Raw genomic sequence first — 20,718 nt, forward strand, 5'->3', positions numbered from 1 at the left:
GAGGCCTTTTTTAACCGATCGAGTGATTACTCGATGATTTTGGCTACGACGCCGGCGCCGACGGTACGACCGCCTTCACGGATAGCGAAGCGCAGACCGTCTTCCATTGCGATGGTCTTGATCAGAGTGACTTCCATCTGGATGTTGTCACCTGGCATTACCATCTCAACGCCTTCCGGCAGCTGGCAGTTACCGGTCACGTCAGTAGTACGGAAGTAGAACTGAGGACGGTAGCCTTTGAAGAACGGAGTGTGACGACCGCCTTCTTCTTTCGACAGAACGTAAACTTCTGCGGTGAACTTGGTGTGCGGCTTGACCGAACCTGGCTTGACCAGAACCTGGCCACGCTCAACGTCGTCACGCTTGGTACCACGCAGCAGAACGCCACAGTTCTCGCCAGCACGACCTTCGTCGAGCAGTTTGCGGAACATTTCAACACCGGTGCAGGTGGTGGTGGTGGTGTCACGCAGACCAACGATTTCCAGGGCGTCTTGAACGCGGACGATGCCACGCTCGATACGACCGGTAACAACGGTACCACGACCCGAGATCGAGAATACGTCTTCGATTGGCATCAGGAACGGCTTGTCGATAGCGCGCTCTGGCTCTGGGATGTAGCTGTCCAGAGTTTCTACCAGTTTCTTGACGGCAGTGGTGCCCATCTCGTTGTCGTCTTTGCCTTCCAGAGCCATACGAGCCGAACCGATGATGATCGGAGTGTCGTCGCCTGGGAAGTCATAGGTGGACAGCAGGTCGCGAACTTCCATCTCGACCAGTTCCAGCAGCTCAGCGTCGTCTACCAGGTCAGCCTTGTTCAGGAAGACCACGATGTACGGAACGCCAACCTGACGGGACAGCAGGATGTGCTCACGGGTTTGTGGCATCGGACCATCGGCGGCCGAGCAAACCAGGATAGCGCCGTCCATCTGCGCAGCACCGGTGATCATGTTCTTCACATAGTCAGCGTGACCTGGGCAGTCGACGTGAGCGTAGTGACGGATCTTCGAGTTGTACTCGACGTGCGCGGTGTTGATGGTGATACCACGCGCTTTCTCTTCTGGAGCCGAGTCGATCTTGTCGAAGTCAACAACAGCCGAACCGAAAACTTCGGAGCAGACGCGAGTCAGAGCAGCAGTCAGAGTGGTTTTACCGTGGTCGACGTGACCGATGGTGCCAACGTTGACGTGCGGAAGGGAACGATCAAATTTTTCTTTAGCCACGACAGTGAACTCCTAGCCTAAAGGGGCTGAATCAGCCTTGTTTTTTAACGAGAGCTTCGACGATGTTCGACGGAGCTTCGGCGTATTTGGAGAATTCCATGGAGTAGCTCGCGCGACCCTGAGACATGGAACGAACGTCGGTCGCATAACCGAACATTTCCCCGAGCGGCACTTCAGCACGGACAACCTTGCCGGAGACCGAATCATCCATACCCTGGATCAGACCACGACGACGGTTCAGGTCACCCATCACGTCACCCATGTAGTCTTCTGGGGTTACAACTTCGACCTTCATGATCGGCTCGAGAACCACGCCACCGCCCTTCTGGGCCAGCTGCTTGGTTGCCATCGAAGCAGCGACCTTGAACGCCATTTCGTTGGAGTCGACGTCATGGTACGAACCGTCGAATACCGTGGCCTTGAGGCCGATCAGAGGATAACCGGCAACGACGCCGTTTTTCATCTGCTCTTCGATACCCTTCTGGATCGGGGCGATGAATTCCTTAGGAATCACACCACCAACGACTTCGTTGGTGAACACCAGACCTTCGGTGATGTTGCCTTTGTCGTCCACGTCCGGCTCCGAGAAACGGATCCAGCAGTGACCGAACTGACCACGACCACCCGACTGACGAACGAATTTACCTTCGATCTCAACGTTGGACTTGGTGATCTTCTCGCGGTACGAAACCTGCGGCTTGCCGATGTTGGCTTCGACGTTGAACTCGCGCTTCATGCGGTCAACGAGGATGTCCAGGTGCAGCTCACCCATACCCGAGATGATGGTCTGACCGGTTTCTTCATCGGTCTTGACGCGGAACGACGGGTCTTCCTGAGCCAGTTTGCCCAGTGCAATACCCATCTTCTCCTGGTCCTGCTTGGTTTTCGGCTCAACAGCAACCGAAATTACAGGCTCCGGGAAGTCCATACGCTCGAGGATGATCGGCTTGTCGGCGTTGCACAGGGTGTCACCAGTGGTGACGTCCTTCATGCCGATCAGAGCAGCGATGTCGCCTGCGCGTACTTCTTTGATCTCTTCACGCTGGTTGGCGTGCATCTGCACCATACGACCAACGCGCTCTTTCTTGCCCTTGACCGAGTTGATCACGGAGTCGCCCGAGCTCAGGAAGCCCGAGTACACGCGCACGAAAGTCAGAGTACCAACGAACGGGTCGGTGGCAATCTTGAACGCCAGAGCCGAGAACGGCTCGTCGTCGGAAGCATGACGCTCGTCGTAGTCGGCGTCGACCAGCTCTTCTTTCGACTTCTCGATCAGATCAGGGTGAATACCTTTGATCGCCGGGATTTCGGTAGGAGCAGGCAGGAACTCGATTACGGCGTCCAGAACCAGGGGAACGCCCTTGTTCTTGAACGAGGAACCGCAGACAGCCGGAACGATTTCGCCAGCCAGGGTGCGCGCGCGCAGACCGGCCTTGATTTCTTCGACGGTCAGCTCTTCGCCTTCCAGGTACTTGTTCATCAGCTCTTCGCTGGACTCGGCAGCAGCCTCGACCATTTCGGAGCGATACTTCTCAGCCAACTCGAGCATGTCCGCAGGAATTTCTTCCTCGCGCGGCGAAGTGCCCTTGTCGTCATCGTTCCAGTAGACAGCTTTCATCTTGATCAGGTCGACCTGACCCTGGAAGTTGTCTTCCGAACCGATTGCCAGCTGGATCGGAACCGGGGTGTGACCCAGGCGGTTCTTGATCTGGCCGATAACGCGCAGGAAGTCAGCGCCTGCACGGTCCATCTTGTTCACGTAGACAACACGTGGAACGCCGTACTTGTTAGCTTGACGCCATACGGTTTCGGACTGTGGCTCAACGCCGGAGGTACCGCAGAACACAACGACCGCGCCGTCGAGTACACGCAGCGAACGCTCAACTTCAATGGTGAAGTCAACGTGGCCAGGGGTATCGATGACGTTTACGCGGTAGTTGTCGTACTGACCGGTAGAACCCTTCCAGAAGGTGGTAACGGCAGCGGAGGTAATGGTAATACCCCGCTCCTGCTCCTGCACCATCCAGTCGGTGGTCGCGGCGCCGTCATGCACCTCGCCCATCTTGTGGCTCAGGCCTGTGTAGAACAGGATCCGCTCGGTAGTGGTAGTTTTGCCCGCATCGACGTGCGCGCAAATACCAATGTTACGGTAGCGGTTAATTGCTGTAGTACGAGCCATAAAGCCCTCGCAAAATGATTGATGCTTGAATTAGAAGCGGTAGTGCGAGAATGCTTTGTTGGCTTCAGCCATACGGTGCACGTCTTCACGCTTCTTGACTGCAGCACCTTTGCCTTCAGCAGCATCCAGCAGCTCGCCAGCCAAGCGCAGAGCCATGGACTTCTCGCCGCGCTTGCGGGCGTAGTCTACGAGCCAGCGCATTGCCAGAGCGTTACGACGGGATGGACGAACTTCGACCGGAACCTGGTAAGTGGCACCGCCGACACGGCGGGACTTTACTTCGACCAGCGGAGCGATGGCGTCGAGAGCTTTCTCGAAGATTTCCAGGGGATCGCTGTTCTTGCGTTCTTTGACCTTGTCCAGCGCACCGTAAACGATACGCTCGGCAACGGCCTTCTTGCCGCTTTCCATCACGTGGTTCATGAACTTCGCGAGGATTTGCGATCCGTATTTTGGATCGTCCAGAATCTCACGTTTTGCTGCTACACGACGTCTTGGCATGATAAGCCCTCAAACGGTCTTCAGGTTAGCCCGGGACCTGGGTCTACGACCCCCGCCCGACCTTACTCTTATCGACTGAAAAAATTGATTATGTGCAAACGGCCGATTACTTCGGACGCTTGGTACCGTACTTCGAACGACCTTGGTTACGACCTTTGACGCCGGAGGTATCCAGGGAGCCGCGAACGGTGTGGTAACGAACACCTGGCAAGTCTTTTACACGGCCGCCACGGATCAGGACGACGCTGTGCTCTTGCAGGTTGTGGCCTTCACCGCCGATGTACGAGGAAACCTCGAAACCGTTGGTCAGACGCACACGGCATACTTTACGCAGTGCCGAGTTAGGTTTTTTCGGCGTGGTGGTGTACACACGGGTGCACACGCCACGACGTTGCGGGCAGTTCTGCAGCGCAGGTACGTCGGATTTCTCGACGGTACGCTTACGCGGCTGACGTACCAGCTGGTTGATAGTTGCCATCTACTAGCTCCACTGATTGTCTTGCGACGCTATTGTCTTGCAAGAAAGCCTAAAATTGACGAGACGGAGCCTCACCAAATTTAAGGGTACAAAAGTCTAAAGAGGTTCTTGCACCCAGTCAAGACAAGGCCCCGGCCCTCCCCGCCCGGTGATCGGTAACATTGCATGTCACCAAGCACCGCGGAGAGGGGCCGGGGCCCCGCCCTGTTACTTAATTACCGCTGGAATTCAACGCTTCGGTCAGTGCGGCTTCCACCTCACTGGCACTTACGCGCAGCGGTTTGTCGGCATCACGGCGACGCTTGCGCTCGCTGTGGTAAGCCAGACCGGTACCGGCCGGGATCAGACGGCCGACGACCACGTTCTCTTTCAGGCCGCGCAGGTAATCGCGCTTGCCGGTTACCGCCGCTTCGGTCAGTACACGGGTGGTTTCCTGGAAGGAAGCCGCCGAGATGAACGATTCGGTGGACAGCGAGGCCTTGGTGATACCCAGCAGCACACGGGTGAACTTGGAGATGAACTTGTCATCGGCTGCGAGACGCTCGTTCTCGACCAGCACGTGAGTCAGTTCCATCTGATCGCCCTTGATGAAGCTGGAGTCGCCCGACTCGGCAATCTCGACCTTACGCAGCATCTGACGCAGGATGGTCTCGATGTGCTTGTCGTTGATCTTAACGCCTTGCAGACGGTAAACGTCCTGGATCTCGTTGACGATGTACTTCGCCAGCGCGCTGACACCCAGCAGACGCAGGATATCATGCGGATCGCTTGGACCGTCGGAGATAACTTCGCCGCGGTTGACCTGTTCACCTTCGAAGACGTTCAGGTGGCGCCACTTCGGAATCAGCTCTTCGTACGGATCGCTACCGTCGGTCGGAGTGATGACCAGACGACGCTTGCCTTTGGTCTCTTTACCGAACGCGATGGTACCGCTGACTTCCGCCAGGATCGACGCTTCTTTCGGACGACGTGCTTCGAACAAGTCGGCAACACGTGGCAGACCACCGGTGATGTCACGGGTCTTCGACGTTTCTTGCGGGATCCGCGCGATAACGTCACCAACACCGATCTGGGCACCGTCAGCTACACCTACCAAGGCGTTGGCCGGCAGGAAGTACTGAGCAGGTACGTCGGTACCTGGCAGCATCAAATCCTTGCCATTGGCGTCGACCATCTTGATGGCCGGACGGATTTCCTTGCCAGCGGCAGGGCGATCCTTGGCGTCCAGGACTTCAATGTTGGTCAAACCAGTCAACTCGTCAGTCTGACGCTTGATGGTGATGTTTTCTTCCATGCCCACGAAGGTCACGGTACCTTTCAGCTCGGTAACGATCGGGTGGGTGTGCGGGTCCCACTTGGCGACGATTGCGCCTGCGTCGACCTTGTCACCTTCCTTGACCGAAATCACGGCGCCGTAAGGCAGCTTGTAGCGCTCACGCTCACGACCGAATTCGTCGGCAATGGCCAGCTCGCCGGAACGCGATACAGCAACCAGGTTGCCGTCAGCACGCTCTACCTGCTTGAGGTTATGCAGACGAACCATACCGCCGTTCTTCACCTGGACGCTGTCGGCAGCCGAGGTCCGGCTGGCAGCACCACCGATGTGGAACGTACGCATGGTCAGCTGGGTACCCGGCTCACCGATGGACTGGGCAGCGATTACGCCGACCGCTTCACCGATGTTCACCTGGTGACCGCGAGCCAGGTCACGACCGTAGCACTTGGCGCAGATACCGAAGCGAGTTTCACAGCTGATCGGCGAACGAACGATAACTTCGTCGATGCTGTTGAGCTCGATGAACTCGACCCACTTCTCGTCGACCAGGGTACCGGCCGGAACGATGACATCGTCGGTGCCAGGTTTGAACACGTCACGGGCGATTACTCGACCCAGTACGCGCTCACCCAATGGCTCGACCACGTCACCGCCTTCGATGTGCGGAGTCATCAGCAGGCCTTGATCGGTGCCGCAATCGATCTCGGTAACCACCAGATCTTGCGCCACGTCGACCAGACGACGAGTCAGGTAACCCGAGTTCGCAGTCTTCAAGGCGGTATCCGCCAGACCCTTACGAGCACCGTGCGTCGAGATGAAGTACTGCAGAACGCTCAGACCTTCACGGAAGTTCGCGGTGATCGGCGTCTCGATGATCGAGCCGTCCGGCTTGGCCATCAGACCACGCATACCGGCCAACTGACGAATCTGAGCTGCCGAACCCCGAGCACCGGAGTCAGCCATCATGTACATCGAGTTGAAGGACTCTTGGTCGACTTCGTCGCCATTGCGGTCGATGACTTTCTCTTTCGAGAGGTTGGCCATCATCGCCTTGGAGACTTCGTCGTTCGCCTTGGACCACAAGTCGATGACCTTGTTGTACTTCTCGCCCTGGGTTACCAGGCCGGAGGCGTACTGGCTCTCGATTTCCTTCACTTCTTCGGTGGCAGCACCGATGATGCGGGCTTTTTCGTCCGGGATAACGAAGTCGTTAACACCGATCGAAACGCCGGAAATGGTCGAGTAGGCAAAGCCGGTGTACATCAGCTGGTCAGCGAAGATAACGGTCTCTTTCAGACCAACCACGCGGTAGCACTGGTTGATCAGCTTGGAGATCGCCTTTTTCTTCATTGGCTGGTTGACCACGTCGTACGACAGACCTGGTGGTACAACCTGGAACAGCAGTGCACGGCCGACAGTGGTGTCGACGATACGGGTGTTCTTGACACTGCCGCCATCACGGTCGTTCACGGTTTCGTTGATACGAACCTTGATCTTGGCGTGCAGGGCAGCTTCGCCGGCGCGGAATACCCGGTCGACTTCCTGCAGGTCAGCGAAGATGCGACCTTCGCCCTTGGCGTTGATGGCTTCACGGGTCATGTAGTACAGACCCAGTACGACGTCCTGCGACGGAACGATGATTGGCTCACCGTTGGCTGGCGACAGAATGTTGTTGGTGGACATCATCAGCGCGCGCGCTTCGAGCTGGGCTTCCAGCGTCAGCGGCACGTGCACGGCCATCTGGTCACCGTCGAAGTCGGCGTTGTACGCAGCACAGACCAGCGGGTGCAGCTGGATAGCCTTACCTTCGATCAGTACCGGTTCAAAAGCCTGAATGCCAAGACGGTGAAGGGTCGGTGCACGGTTGAGCAGTACGGGGTGTTCGCGGATCACCTCGGCGAGCACGTCCCAGACCTCTGGCAGCTCGCGCTCGACCATCTTCTTGGCAGCCTTGATGGTGGTCGCCAGACCACGCATTTCCAGCTTGCCGAAAATGAACGGCTTGAACAGCTCGAGAGCCATCTTCTTCGGCAGACCGCACTGGTGCAGGCGCAGGGTCGGGCCTACGGTAATTACCGAACGGCCGGAGTAGTCCACGCGCTTGCCGAGCAAGTTCTGACGGAAGCGACCTTGCTTACCTTTGATCATGTCAGCCAGCGACTTCAGCGGACGCTTGTTCGAGCCAGTGATGGCGCGACCGCGACGGCCGTTGTCGAGCAGGGCGTCGACCGCTTCCTGCAGCATGCGCTTTTCGTTGCGCACGATGATGTCCGGAGCCGACAGGTCAAGCAGACGCTTGAGACGGTTGTTCCGGTTGATCACGCGGCGGTACAGGTCGTTCAGGTCGGAGGTCGCGAAGCGGCCACCATCCAGTGGTACCAGCGGACGCAGGTCCGGCGGCAGTACTGGCAGAACGGTCAGGACCATCCACTCAGGCAGGTTGCCCGAGCCCTGGAAAGCTTCCATCAGCTTCAGGCGCTTGGACAGCTTCTTGATCTTGGTTTCCGAGTTGGTTTGCGGAATTTCTTCGCGCAGGCGGCCAATCTCGTGCTCCAGGTCGATAGCGTGCAGCAGCTCGCGAACAGCCTCGGCACCCATGCGGGCGTCGAAGTCATCACCGAACTCTTCCAGCGCTTCGAAGTACTGCTCGTCGTTGAGCAGTTGACCCTTCTCCAGGGTGGTCATGCCCGGGTCGATAACGACGTAGCTCTCGAAGTAGAGAACGCGCTCGATATCACGCAGGGTCATGTCCATCAGCAGGCCGATACGGGACGGCAGCGACTTCAGGAACCAGATGTGGGCGACTGGCGAGGCCAGTTCGATGTGCGCCATGCGCTCACGACGAACCTTGGCCAGGGCGACTTCAACGCCGCACTTCTCGCAGATCACACCACGGTGTTTCAGGCGCTTGTACTTACCGCACAGGCACTCGTAGTCCTTGACTGGGCCAAAGATCTTGGCGCAGAACAGGCCGTCACGCTCAGGTTTGAACGTACGGTAGTTGATGGTTTCCGGTTTTTTAACTTCACCGAACGACCACGAACGGATCATCTCAGGCGACGCGAGGCCGATGCGAATGGCATCGAACTCTTCGACTTGACCCTGGTTTTTCAGCAAATTCAGTAGGTCTTTCAAGGCCTTTCCTCCTGGCGGAGCAAGGAGCGGGCTGTTACAGCCCCGCTCCCATTCGCGTCACGTGTTATTCGGTTTCCAGATCGATATCGATACCGAGCGAACGGATCTCTTTGATCAACACGTTGAAGGACTCGGGCATGCCCGGCTCCATACGGTGATCGCCATCCACGATGTTTTTGTACATCTTGGTACGGCCGTTCACGTCGTCCGACTTCACTGTGAGCATTTCTTGCAGAGTGTACGCCGCGCCGTATGCTTCCAGCGCCCAGACTTCCATCTCCCCGAAACGCTGACCACCGAACTGCGCCTTACCACCCAGCGGCTGCTGGGTAACCAGGCTGTACGAACCAGTGGAACGCGCGTGCATCTTGTCGTCCACCAAGTGGTTCAGCTTGAGCATGTACATGTAACCAACGGTCACCGGACGCTCGAACTTGTTGCCGGTACGGCCGTCGAACAGCACCATCTGGCCGCTTTCTGGCATGTCAGCCAGTTTCAGCATGGCCTTGATTTCGCTTTCCTTGGCACCGTCGAAGACTGGAGTAGCCATAGGCACGCCTTTCTTCAGGTTGTGCGCCAGAGCAAGGATCTCAGCGTCGGTGAAGTCTTCCAGGCTTTCCTGACGACCGCCGATCTCGTTGTAGATCTCGGTGAGGAAGCTGCGCAGCTCAGTGGCTTTGCGCTGCTCTTCGATCATCCGGTCGATCTTCTCGCCCAGACCTTTGGCCGCGAGGCCGAGGTGGGTTTCGAGGATCTGCCCGACGTTCATACGCGATGGTACGCCCAGCGGGTTCAGTACGACGTCTACCGGAGTACCGTTGGCGTCGTGCGGCATGTCTTCGACCGGCATGATCACCGAGACCACACCTTTGTTACCGTGACGGCCGGCCATCTTGTCGCCCGGCTGAATGCGGCGGCGGATAGCCAGGTAGACCTTGACGATCTTCAGTACGCCCGGTGCCAGATCATCGCCCTGCTGCAGCTTGCGCTTCTTGTCTTCGAACTTGTCGTCGAGCAGACGGCGACGATCGACGATGTAGGCCTGGGCCTTCTCGAGCTGATCGTTGAGCGCGTCTTCGGCCATGCGCAGTTTGAACCACTGGCCGTGCTCCAGACCGTCGAGGACTTCGTCGCTGACCACGGTGCCTTTTTTCAGGCCCGCGCCACCGTCGACAACCTGGCCGTTCAGCGCCGAGCGCAGACGCTCGAAGGTTGCGCCTTCAACGATGCGGAACTCTTCGTTCAGATCCTTGCGGATCTCGTCCAGCTGGGTCTTCTCGATGGACAGGGCACGGCTGTCGCGCTCAACGCCGTCACGAGTGAAGACCTGCACGTCGATGACAGTACCTTTGGTGCCGGTTGGCACGCGCAGGGAGGTGTCTTTAACGTCGCTGGCTTTTTCACCGAAGATTGCACGCAGCAGTTTTTCTTCCGGAGTCAGTTGGGTCTCGCCTTTCGGAGTGACCTTGCCGACCAGGATGTCGCCAGCGCCGACTTCAGCACCCACGTAAACGATACCGGCTTCGTCCAGTTTGTTCAGTGCAGCTTCACCCACGTTCGGGATGTCTGCAGTGATTTCCTCAGGCCCAAGCTTGGTGTCACGCGCCACACAGGTCAGTTCCTGAATGTGGATAGTGGTGAAGCGATCTTCCTGAACCACGCGCTCCGACAGACAGATGGAGTCTTCGAAGTTGAAGCCGTTCCACGCCATGAACGCGATGCGCATGTTCTGACCCAGAGCCAGCTCACCCATATCGGTGGACGGACCGTCAGCCATGATGTCATGACGCTTGACCACATCACCCTTGCTGACCAGCGGACGCTGGTTGATGCAGGTGTTCTGGTTCGAGCGGGTGTACTTGGTCAGGTTGTAGATGTCGACACCGGCTTCACCGGTTTCAACTTCGTCATCTGCAACGCGAACCACGATACGGCTGGCATCGACCGAGTCGATAACGCCGCCACGGCGAGCCACGACGCAGACGCCGGAGTCACGGGCAACGTTGCGCTCCATGCCGGTACCTACCAGCGGCTTGTCGGCGCGCAGGGTTGGTACAGCCTGACGCTGCATGTTCGAACCCATCAACGCACGGTTGGCGTCGTCGTGCTCGAGGAACGGAATCAGCGACGCTGCAACCGAAACTACCTGCTTCGGCGAAACGTCCATCAGGGTGACGTCTTCCGGCGCCTTGACGGTGAATTCGTTCAGGTGACGTACTGCTACCAGTTCGTCGATCAGACGCTTGTCTTCGCTCATGGTGGCCGAAGCCTGGGCGATGACGTGGTCAGCTTCTTCGATCGCCGACAGGAACACGATGTCGTCGGAAACCACACCCTCTTTCACCACGCGGTACGGGCTCTCGAGGAAGCCGTACTGGTTGGTGCGGGCATACGCCGCCAGGGAGTTGATCAGACCGATGTTCGGACCTTCAGGGGTCTCGATCGGGCACACACGGCCGTAGTGGGTCGGGTGTACGTCACGGACTTCAAAGCCAGCGCGCTCACGGGTCAGACCGCCAGGGCCGAGTGCAGAGACACGACGCTTGTGGGTAATTTCCGAGAGCGGGTTGTTCTGGTCCATGAACTGCGAGAGCTGGCTGGAACCGAAGAACTCTTTCACCGCCGCCGCAACCGGCTTGGCGTTGATCAGGTCTTGCGGCATCAGGCCTTCGCTTTCTGCCATCGACAGACGCTCTTTGACCGCACGCTCAACGCGCACCAGGCCAACCCGGAACTGGTTCTCGGCCATCTCACCAACACAACGCACACGGCGGTTGCCGAGGTGGTCGATGTCGTCGACGATGCCTTTACCGTTACGGATGTCGACCAGAGTCTTCAGCACGTCAACGATGTCTTCCTTGCTCAACACGCCCGAACCTTCGATCTCGGAGCGACCGATACGACGGTTGAACTTCATACGGCCAACAGCGGACAGATCGTACCGCTCGGCGCTGAAGAACAGGTTGTTGAACAGGGTCTCGGCGGCATCCTTGGTTGGCGGCTCGCCTGGACGCATCATCCGGTAGATCTCGACCAGCGCTTCCAGTTGGTTGCTGGTGGTGTCGATCTTCAGGGTGTCCGAAATGAACGGACCGCAGTCGATGTCGTTGGTGTACAGCGTCTCGAGGCGAACAACCTGAGCCTTGGCGATCTTGATCAGCAGCTCGGTGGTCAGCTCGGTGTTGCACTCAGCCAGGATCTCGCCGGTAGCCGGATGCACGATTGCCTTGGCAGTGGTGCGACCCAGTACGTACTCCATCGGCACGTCCAGCTGCTTGACGCCAGCCTTCTCGAGCTGATTGATGTGGCGTGCAGTGATACGACGGCCTTGCTCGACGATGACTTTGCCATTTTCGTCATGGATGTCCATGACCGCAACTTCACCGCGCAGGCGCTGAGGTACCAGCTCCAGGCTCAGGCTTTCACCGGTAACGTGGAACACGTTGGTGGTGTAGAAGGCGTTCAGTACCTCTTCGGTGCTGTAGCCCAGCGCGCGCAGCAGTACCGAGGCCGGCAGTTTGCGGCGACGGTCGATACGCACGAATACGCAGTCTTTCGGGTCGAACTCGAAGTCCAACCAGGAGCCGCGGTAAGGAATGATACGAGCCGAGTACAGCAGTTTGCCCGAGCTGTGCGTCTTGCCACGGTCGTGGTCGAAGAACACACCCGGCGAACGGTGCAGCTGGGAAACGATCACACGCTCGGTACCGTTGATAACGAAGGTACCGTTCTCAGTCATCAGGGGAATTTCACCCATGTAGACTTCTTGCTCTTTGATGTCCTTGATCGCTTTGTTCGACGACTCTTTGTCGAAGATGATCAGACGGACCTTGACCCGCAGCGGTACGGCGAACGTCACGCCGCGCAGGACGCATTCCTTGACGTCGAAAGCCGGTTCGCCCAGACGATAGCCAACGTACTCCAGGGCAGCGTTGCCGGAGTAGCTGATGATCGGGAAGACCGACTTGAAGGCAGCATGCAGACCGACGTCGCGGAACTGATCCTTGGATGCTCCCGCTTGCAGGAATTCGCGATACGAATCCAGCTGGATGGCCAGGAGGTAAGGCACATCCATCACGTCCGGCAACTTGCTAAAGTCCTTGCGGATACGTTTTTTCTCAGTGTATGAGTAAGCCATCAGCGTTCCCCAGCTTGGTCACCTGCTTGTTTGGCGTCTCCCGGCGGGAGCAACCAGAAAATCGTGCAAACCCCATGGTTTGCTCCACCCTCTAGGTGGCTACAGCACGTTATCGGGGCCGACCTGGTCGGCCGCCAATAACGGAAAAAGGCCGGTGGCAAAAGCCACCAGCCGTCAGCCTTAGCTCAACGCTCCGGCTGGAGTCGCAAAGTCGAAATTACTTCAGTTCGACTTTAGCGCCTGCTTCTTCCAGCTTCTTCTTAGCGTCTTCAGCGGCTTCTTTCGAAACGCCTTCAGCTACAACCTGAGGAGCGCCATCGACTTTCTCTTTGGCTTCTTTCAGGCCGAGACCGGTCAGTTCACGAACTGCCTTGATCACGTTTACTTTCTTCTCGCCAGCTTCCAGCAGAACGACGTTGAATTCGGTCTGCTCTTCAACAACGGCGGCAGCAGCAGCTGGGCCAGCAGCGGCAACAGCGGCGGTCACGCCGAAGGTTTCTTCCATTGCTTTGATCAGTTCAACAACTTCCAGAACGGTTTTCTGGCCGATTGCTTCGATGATTTGTTCGTTAGTCAGGGACATTGACTTAAATCCTGTATTGGGGTGAAGGCCTACGCAGCCATCAAATTAAACGTATGATTTTGAAAGCGCTTCGTTGCCTTAGGCAGCGGTAGCTTCTTTCTGGTCGCGAATGGCTGCCAGGGTACGAGCCAGCTTGCTGGTAGCGCCTTGGATAACGCTCATCAGCCTTGCGATGGCTTCGTCGCGGGTCGGCAGGGTAGCCAACACGTCGATTTCGTTCGCTGCAATGAACTTGCCGTCAAACGCAGCTGCCTTGATCTCGAACTTGTCCTGACCCTTGGCGAACTCTTTGAACAGACGAGCAGCAGCGCCCGGGTGTTCGTTGGAGAAAGCGATCAGGGTCGGGCCAGTGAAGGCGTCGTTGAGGACACTGAAGTCAGTGCCAGCAACAGCGCGCTTGAGCAGGGTGTTACGTACAACACGTACGTATACGCCAGCTTCACGAGCCTCTTTACGGAGTCCGGTCATTGCGCCTACAGTCACACCACGGGCATCAGCCACGACAGCGGACAGAGCGACTTTGGCAGCCTCGTTGACTTCAGCGACGATGGCCTTCTTGTCTTCGAGTTTAATTGCCACGGGTAAAACTCCTGCTTGTTACCGTTTCATCTGGCCGAAGCCGGATGTCGTTTTGGTGTCTGATTCGGTAAGGAACCGGGAGCACCATCTGCGTAGGCTGGGTGTTTAAGGCTTGCGCCGCCTACGGTCTTGGATAGCCCCCGCCAGGCAGGGACCCCAATTTTTGCAGCTGGCGTGCCTGAGCACGCCGGCTTTGTCTTACGCGTCCAGCGAGCTCTGGTCGATGACCAGACCTGGGCCCATAGTGGTGCTCAGGGTAACGCGCTTGACGTAGATACCTTTCGAGGAAGCCGGCTTGATACGCTTCAGATCAGCGATCAGGGCTTCAACGTTTTCCTTCAGCTTGCCGGCTTCGAAGCCAACCTTGCCAACGGAGGTGTGGATGATACCGTTTTTGTCGGTGCGGTAGCGAACCTGACCAGCTTTGGCGTTTTTAACCGCGGTAGCTACGTCTGGAGTCACGGTACCAACCTTCGGGTTAGGCATCAGGCCACGAGGACCGAGAACCTGGCCGAGTTGACCAACAACGCGCATGGCATCCGGGGATGCGATGACTACGTCGTAGTTCAGGTCGCCGGCTTTCATTTCGGCAGCCAGATCGTCCATGCCTACACGGTCAGCGCCGGCAGCCAGAGCGGCTTCAGCAGCAGGACCCTGGGTGAACACGGCAACGCGTACGGTCTTGCCAGTGCCGTGTGGCAGCACAGTAGCGCTACGAACGACCTGGTCGGATTTACGCGGGTCAACACCGAGGTTGACGGCAACGTCGAAGGATTCGCTGAACTTCACGGTGGAGAGTTCGGCCAGCAGCACTGCTGCGTCTTCGAAGTTGTAGACTTTGCCAGCTTCGATTTTCGAAGCAATAGCCTTTTGGCGCTTGGTCAGCTTAGCCATTACACACCCTCCACGTTGAGGCCCATGCTGCGAGCAGAACCGGCGATGGTACGCACGGCCGCATCCAGGTCAGCGGCAGTCAGATCAGCCTCTTTGGTCTTGGCGATCTCTTCCAGCTGAGCACGGGTCACAGTACCCACCTTGACGGTGTTAGGACGCGCGGAGCCGCTGGTCAGGCCAGCTGCTTTTTTCAGCAGAACCGAAGCAGGGGTGCTTTTGGTTTCGAAGGTGAAGCTACGGTCACTGTAAACAGTGATGATCACAGGAGTCGGCAGGCCGGCTTCTTGACCCTGAGTACGGGCGTTGAAGGCCTTGCAGAATTCCATGATGTTCACACCGTGTTGACCCAGTGCTGGACCAACGGGTGGGCTAGGGTTGGCCTGGCCGGCCTTTACTTGCAGCTTGATGTAAGCCTGAATCTTCTTAGCCATGAGCTACTCCAATATCGGGTACGAACGCCTGAAGGCTCCCCGGATTACGTGCGTTTTATCCCAGTGACGACAAAACCCCGCAGCACATAGGGCTGCGGGGTATGGGATGCGTCGTTCGCCTAGACCTTCTCGACCTGGCCGAACTCGAGCTCCACCGGAGTGGAACGACCGAAAATGAGCACCGCCACTTGGAGCCGGCTCTTTTCGTAGTTAACTTCTTCAACGGTACCGTTGAAATCAGCAAAGGGACCGTCAACAACACGAACCACTTCACCTGGCTCAAAGAGCGTTTTTGGCTTCGGCTTGTCACTGCCGTCGGCAACGCGACGCAGAATAGCCTCAGCTTCTTTATCGGTGATGGGTGCAGGCTTGTCTGCAGTACCACCAATGAAGCCCATTACACGAGGGGTATCCTTGACAAGGTGCCAAGTACCTTCGTTCATTTCCATCTGGACCAACACATAGCCAGGGAAGAACTTACGCTCGCTCTTGCGCTTCTGGCCATTACGCATTTCGACGACTTCTTCGGTCGGAACCAGAATTTCGCCGAAACCGTCTTCCATGCCAGCCAGCTTGACACGCTCAGTCAAAGAGCGCATCACATGCTTCTCGTAACCCGAGTAAGCATGCACAACGTACCAACGCTTAGCCACGGGACACCCTTAGCCAACAATCAAGGAAACCGCCCAGCCGAGCAGGGAGTCGAGACCCCACAGCAGCAGTGCCATAACCAATACAACGACCACAACGATAAGCGTGGTTTGCATGGTTTCTTGGCGGGTCGGCCACACGACTTTACGGATCTCGGTACGAGCTTCCTTCGCCAACGCAAAGAACGACTTGCCCTTTGCAGTCTGCAAGGCAACGAAGCCAGCAGCAGCAGCCAGAGCTAGAAGTGCGAGTACGCGGTACAGAATCGGAGAGGCGGAGTAATATTGATTACCCACGACACCAACGACTACCAGTGCAACAACAGCGAGCCACTTAAAAAGATCAAAACGCGAATCTTGGGCTTCAGTTTTGGGAGTCATCGAGGAGGATCCTGTGAGAAGAAAGCCAATCACACCGAGGTGAATGGCAGGTCAGGAGGGAATCGAACCCCCAACCTACGGTTTTGGAGACCGTCGCTCTGCCAATTGAGCTACTGACCTTTAACACTGTACCAGGCCGGCCATTATGCCGACCTGATCTTATGAAATCAACTACTTATTCAATAATTTTTGCTACGACGCCGGCGCCGACGGTACGACCGCCTTCACGGATAGCGAAGCGCAGACCGTCTTCCATTGCGATGGTCTTGATCAGAGTGACTTCCATCTGGATGTTGTCACCTGGCATTACCATCTCAACGCCTTCCGGCAGCTGGCAGTTACCGGTCACGTCAGTAGTACGGAAGTAGAACTGAGGACGGTAGCCTTTGAAGAACGGAGTGTGACGACCGCCTTCTTCTTTCGACAGAACGTAAACTTCTGCGGTGAACTTGGTGTGCGGCTTGACCGAACCTGGCTTGACCAGAACCTGGCCACGCTCAACGTCGTCACGCTTGGTACCACGCAGCAGAACGCCACAGTTCTCGCCAGCACGACCTTCGTCGAGCAGTTTGCGGAACATTTCAACACCGGTGCAGGTGGTGGTGGTGGTGTCACGCAGACCAACGATTTCCAGGGCGTCTTGAACGCGGACGATGCCACGCTCGATACGACCGGTAACAACGGTACCACGACCCGAGATCGAGAATACGTCTTCGATTGGCATCAGGAACGGCTTGTCGATAGCGCGCTCTGGCTCTGGGATGTAGCTGTCCAGAGTTTCTACCAGTTTCTTGACGGCAGTGGTGCCCATCTCGTTGTCGTCTTTGCCTTCCAGAGCCATACGAGCCGAACCGATGATGATCGGAGTGTCGTCGCCTGGGAAGTCATAGGTGGACAGCAGGTCGCGAACTTCCATCTCGACCAGTTCCAGCAGCTCAGCGTCGTCTACCAGGTCAGCCTTGTTCAGGAACACGATGATGTAAGGAACGCCAACCTGACGGGACAGCAGGATGTGCTCACGGGTTTGTGGCATCGGACCATCGGCGGCCGAGCAAACCAGGATAGCGCCGTCCATCTGCGCAGCACCGGTGATCATGTTCTTCACATAGTCAGCGTGACCCGGGCAGTCGACGTGAGCGTAGTGACGGATCTTCGAGTTGTACTCGACGTGCGCGGTGTTGATGGTGATACCACGCGCTTTCTCTTCTGGAGCGCTGTCGATCTTGTCGAAGTCGACGACTGCCGAACCAAACACCTCGGAGCAGACGCGAGTCAGAGCTGCGGTCAGAGTGGTTTTACCATGGTCAACGTGGCCGATAGTGCCAACGTTTACGTGTGGTAGGGAACGATCAAACTTTTCCTTAGCCATCGAACAGTCCTCCGCAGAAGAAAATAGTCACTACTACCGATAAAACAAAGGCAGATATTTTCATATCTGCCTTGTTATATGGAGCTCTTGAGCGGACTTGAACCGCTGACCTCACCCTTACCAAGGGTGTGCTCTACCAACTGAGCTACAAGAGCGAAACAATGTGCAATAACAGCAAACTTGGAGCGGGTAGCGGGAATCGAACCCGCATCATCAGCTTGGAAGGCTGAGGTTCTACCACTAAACTATACCCGCGGAGCTTGCAGCTCTCGCTAAAATGGTGGAGGGGGAAGGATTCGAACCTTCGAAGTCGAAGACGGCAGATTTACAGTCTGCTCCCTTTGGCCGCTCGGGAACCCCTCCTGAGCGTGGGCGGCATTTTCAGCTTTTGCCGTCCTGCTGTCAAGCTTTTTTTCAATTAAATCTTGAAGTTAGCTGCTTTGACAACAGCTTCCGGTCCTACCACCTGAGTGGTGTTCCCTGCGAAGCGGGCGCCATTCTATCAAGCTATTCAGCAGTTGCAATACCCCCGCAGAAAATAATTTTGCGTTTTAAGTCTTTGAAATCCTTGGAAAGACTCTCGACCATTGATTGGTCCAGCAAACGCTCGCTTTCAACTGCAACCTTTAGCCACTGGCCGTCAGCTCCCGGCAGCTGGCCAGCCACGAGCTGCGTGTCAATGTCCAGGCTCAGCAGCCGCTGGCGCAGCGCATCGATCTGCTCCTTGCTGGGCAGGCCACCCACTACCAGGCATTCATCGCGGCGGCGCGCCGGCGCCGCAGCACCCGTCTCGCGCAGCAGGCGGATCTCCTGCTGATTACCTTTATAAAGAGAGAGCGGCGCGACCTCTTTGACTCTCAACGGCGCCTCCTGCTGATGCCACACGTAAAAAACGACGTTAAGCACCAACAGCAACAGAAACAACCAACGCATAGGCACCTCAATCCAGTGGACAAGCCATGGCCAAGCCGACAAATACCAGATCCGGCACGATTCGCGCCTGCGGAGCCGCATCGCGAACAAGCGGCGCATCACCACCCGTGAGGAATACGCTAAAGCTATCGCCCCACAACGCCCGCGCCTGCTCGATCTGGGTTCGAGCAAACCCTTGCAGCATGAGCACGCAACCGCGCTCGACCGCTTCGACTGTAGAACGGCCGGGGGCGAGCGTGCTCAGCGCCCGCTCCGCCGAGGCATCGTCATAACGAATGCGCCGGGTATGCGTGCGCAACTGGCTACGCATCAGCGGCATCCCTGGGCAGATGTAGCCACCAAGATGCTCGCCATCTGCAGCAACGAAGTCAGCCTTCGCTGCGGTCCCTAGATCGATCACCAGGCATGCGCCTTTGGCCAGGTGATAAGCACCCAACACGGCCAACCAGCGATCCATGCCCAGCCGCTGGTAATCTTCATAGCCATTGCGCACACCGGCCATGGCCTGTGCTGGCAAGGCTACCTGGGCATCTATGGCAAACTCGGCAAACAGAACGGCGCGCAGCGCCGCGGTTTCTTCTTCACTGCGCACGCTGACGATTCGGCAGCCTTGCAGGTGCAACGAAGGCAAACCCAGCACGGCGACAAGCAGGGCCTGATCCGAGTCGACAATCCCACCGCCAACAATAGTGGCGTCACTGGCATGAATGACGCGCCACTTGATAAAGCTGTTACCGCAATCGAGCTCAAGAATCATCACGCAACCTCAGGCTGAGCTCACCACCGCTGAAGCTCTTTTCCACACCGTCAACCTCAAGCCGCAAGCCACCCTGCCCATCTACCCCACGGACGATGCCATGGGTATGGCTGGTACCAGCGATCAGCGCGACTTTGCGCCCCTGCCAGACATGCGCCTGCTCCCATTCTTCCTGGAACGCGGCAAAGCCATAACGACGATGGCGAGCCAACTCATGCTGCAGCTGCACATTGAGGCGCGCGACCAGCAGATTGCGATCGATCGGCGCGCCGGCTTCACGCTTCATTGACGTCCATTGCTGATCGACCTGGTCGTTGGTCTGCATGTTGACGTTGATCCCGACACCTATCACCACATGGCAGACATCGGCCGGGTCGCCCACCAGCTCAAGCAGGATGCCAGCGATCTTTTGCTCGGCAACCAGCACGTCATTGGGCCATTTCAGGCCAGCCTGCTCTACACCAAACCCGTGTAACGCGCGCATGACGGCCAACCCTACGACCAGGCTCAGGCCTTCGAGCTGACGCATGCCGCCTTCGATCCGGAGCACCAGGCTGTAATACAGGTTTTCGGCAAATGGGCTGACCCACTGCCGGCCGCGTCTGCCCCGACCAGCACTTTGCCGCTCGGCCAGCACCACAAAGGGGGCGGCCTGGCCCTGCCCTACTGCTCTAAGGGCCTCGGCATTGGTCGAGTCGATAGCGTCATGGATGTACAGCGGCCACAGTTCACCTTCGGATTGCGCAGCGATGACGCCGGCATCAAGCAGTGCCAACGGCGCTGCCAACTGGTAGCCGCGACCGCGTACCTTGTGGATAGACAGATTCAATTCGGATTCCAGATGCTGCAGCTGCTTCCAGACGGCGCTGCGGCTCACTCCGAGAGCTTCCCCGAGTGCCTGCCCGGAATGAAACCGGCCATCCTTGAGGAGATTCAACAACTTCAGCATGCCAGTCTCGACTTTGAATAAGGCTGGAATGATAGCCATGGCCTGCTGGCTTGCATAGGAAAAGGCGACCCAGGGCCTAGCTATAGAGCGAAATGTTCGCGGCGCCCTGGAAGTGCCAGGCAGTCAGATGGAGAGCTAGTGCCGCTTTGCGACCCCAGATTTCCGGATCGCGGAAAAGACAAAACCCCTACCTGCTCGCGCAGATAGGGGTTTTGCGAAATGAATCTTGACGATGACCTACTCTCACATGGGGAGACCCCACACT

General features: G+C 57.3%; 16 protein-coding genes and 4 tRNA genes. All 20 read right to left on the reverse strand.

The annotated features are described in order from the left end of the window. Nucleotides 1–26: 26 nt before the first annotated feature. The 20 genes from tuf (ACIOAU_RS21435) to birA all read right to left on the reverse strand — a co-directional run bounded on the left by tuf (ACIOAU_RS21435) (nt 27) and on the right by birA (nt 20,453). On the reverse strand, nt 27–1,220 hold the full coding sequence (gene tuf, locus ACIOAU_RS21435; RefSeq protein ID WP_101322346.1) for an elongation factor Tu: 1,194 nt from the start codon (nt 1,218–1,220) through the stop codon (nt 27–29). A gap of 31 nt (nt 1,221–1,251) precedes the next feature. Further along, complete coding sequence (gene fusA, locus ACIOAU_RS21440; RefSeq protein ID WP_101322347.1) at nt 1,252–3,399, reverse strand: elongation factor G; 2,148 nt, start codon at nt 3,397–3,399, stop codon at nt 1,252–1,254. Between the two features lie 30 nt (nt 3,400–3,429). Then, nucleotides 3,430–3,900, reverse strand: coding sequence for a 30S ribosomal protein S7 (rpsG, locus tag ACIOAU_RS21445; RefSeq protein WP_008089143.1), 471 nt, complete (start codon nt 3,898–3,900; stop codon nt 3,430–3,432). A gap of 106 nt (nt 3,901–4,006) precedes the next feature. Continuing rightward, the gene (rpsL, locus tag ACIOAU_RS21450; RefSeq protein ID WP_003257088.1) at nt 4,007–4,378 is read right to left on the reverse strand and encodes a 30S ribosomal protein S12; all 372 of its coding nucleotides are present in this window, start codon (nt 4,376–4,378) and stop codon (nt 4,007–4,009) included. A 211-nt stretch (nt 4,379–4,589) separates the two neighbouring features. Continuing rightward, nucleotides 4,590–8,789 (reverse strand): DNA-directed RNA polymerase subunit beta', encoded by a 4,200-nt coding sequence (rpoC, locus tag ACIOAU_RS21455; protein WP_150571017.1) that lies wholly within the window; start codon nt 8,787–8,789, stop codon nt 4,590–4,592. A gap of 64 nt (nt 8,790–8,853) precedes the next feature. Further along, nucleotides 8,854–12,927 carry a DNA-directed RNA polymerase subunit beta gene (rpoB, locus tag ACIOAU_RS21460; protein WP_101322349.1) on the reverse strand — a complete coding sequence of 1,358 codons (4,074 nt, stop codon included), beginning with the start codon at nt 12,925–12,927 and terminating at the stop codon, nt 8,854–8,856. Between the two features lie 217 nt (nt 12,928–13,144). Then, entirely contained in the window at nt 13,145–13,510 is a 366-nt protein-coding gene (gene rplL / locus ACIOAU_RS21465; RefSeq protein WP_033703494.1) for a 50S ribosomal protein L7/L12, read from the reverse strand. A 78-nt stretch (nt 13,511–13,588) separates the two neighbouring features. Beyond that, nucleotides 13,589–14,089: a 50S ribosomal protein L10 gene (gene rplJ / locus ACIOAU_RS21470; RefSeq protein WP_101322350.1), complete on the reverse strand. Its 501-nt coding sequence runs from the start codon at nt 14,087–14,089 to the stop codon at nt 13,589–13,591. Nucleotides 14,090–14,287: 198 nt separating this feature from the next. Then, nucleotides 14,288–14,983 carry a 50S ribosomal protein L1 gene (gene rplA, locus ACIOAU_RS21475; protein WP_101322351.1) on the reverse strand — a complete coding sequence of 232 codons (696 nt, stop codon included), beginning with the start codon at nt 14,981–14,983 and terminating at the stop codon, nt 14,288–14,290. Then, nucleotides 14,983–15,414 (reverse strand): 50S ribosomal protein L11, encoded by a 432-nt coding sequence (gene rplK, locus ACIOAU_RS21480; RefSeq protein ID WP_103435168.1) that lies wholly within the window; start codon nt 15,412–15,414, stop codon nt 14,983–14,985. Before rplK ends, rplA begins: the two co-directional genes overlap by 1 nt. Nucleotides 15,415–15,533: 119 nt before the next feature. Beyond that, complete coding sequence (gene nusG / locus ACIOAU_RS21485) at nt 15,534–16,067, reverse strand: transcription termination/antitermination protein NusG (protein ID WP_101322353.1); 534 nt, start codon at nt 16,065–16,067, stop codon at nt 15,534–15,536. 9 nt (nt 16,068–16,076) lie between these two features. Next, nucleotides 16,077–16,445: a preprotein translocase subunit SecE gene (secE, locus tag ACIOAU_RS21490; protein ID WP_101322354.1), complete on the reverse strand. Its 369-nt coding sequence runs from the start codon at nt 16,443–16,445 to the stop codon at nt 16,077–16,079. A gap of 44 nt (nt 16,446–16,489) precedes the next feature. After that, nucleotides 16,490–16,565 (reverse strand) — tRNA-Trp (locus ACIOAU_RS21495). Nucleotides 16,566–16,620: 55 nt separating this feature from the next. Then, a complete protein-coding gene (gene tuf, locus ACIOAU_RS21500) occupies nt 16,621–17,814 on the reverse strand; it encodes an elongation factor Tu (RefSeq protein WP_401184493.1) in 1,194 nt (397 codons plus the stop codon). 79 nt (nt 17,815–17,893) lie between these two features. Further along, nucleotides 17,894–17,969, reverse strand: a tRNA-Thr gene (locus tag ACIOAU_RS21505). 26 nt (nt 17,970–17,995) lie between these two features. Next, nucleotides 17,996–18,069: transfer RNA gene (locus ACIOAU_RS21510), tRNA-Gly, on the reverse strand. Nucleotides 18,070–18,092: 23 nt separating this feature from the next. Further along, nucleotides 18,093–18,177 (reverse strand) — tRNA-Tyr (locus tag ACIOAU_RS21515). Nucleotides 18,178–18,321: 144 nt separating this feature from the next. Beyond that, entirely contained in the window at nt 18,322–18,747 is a 426-nt protein-coding gene (locus ACIOAU_RS21520) for a hypothetical protein (RefSeq protein ID WP_101322355.1), read from the reverse strand. 7 nt (nt 18,748–18,754) lie between these two features. Then, on the reverse strand, nt 18,755–19,504 hold the full coding sequence (locus ACIOAU_RS21525; protein WP_101322356.1) for a pantothenate kinase: 750 nt from the start codon (nt 19,502–19,504) through the stop codon (nt 18,755–18,757). Further along, a complete protein-coding gene (birA, locus tag ACIOAU_RS21530; protein WP_150571018.1) occupies nt 19,494–20,453 on the reverse strand; it encodes a bifunctional biotin--[acetyl-CoA-carboxylase] ligase/biotin operon repressor BirA in 960 nt (319 codons plus the stop codon). Before birA ends, ACIOAU_RS21525 begins: the two co-directional genes overlap by 11 nt. Nucleotides 20,454–20,718: the final 265 nt, after the last annotated feature.

The organism is Pseudomonas sp. NPDC088322, assembly GCF_044740745.1.
Lineage (GTDB): Bacteria > Pseudomonadota > Gammaproteobacteria > Pseudomonadales > Pseudomonadaceae > Aquipseudomonas > Aquipseudomonas shirazensis.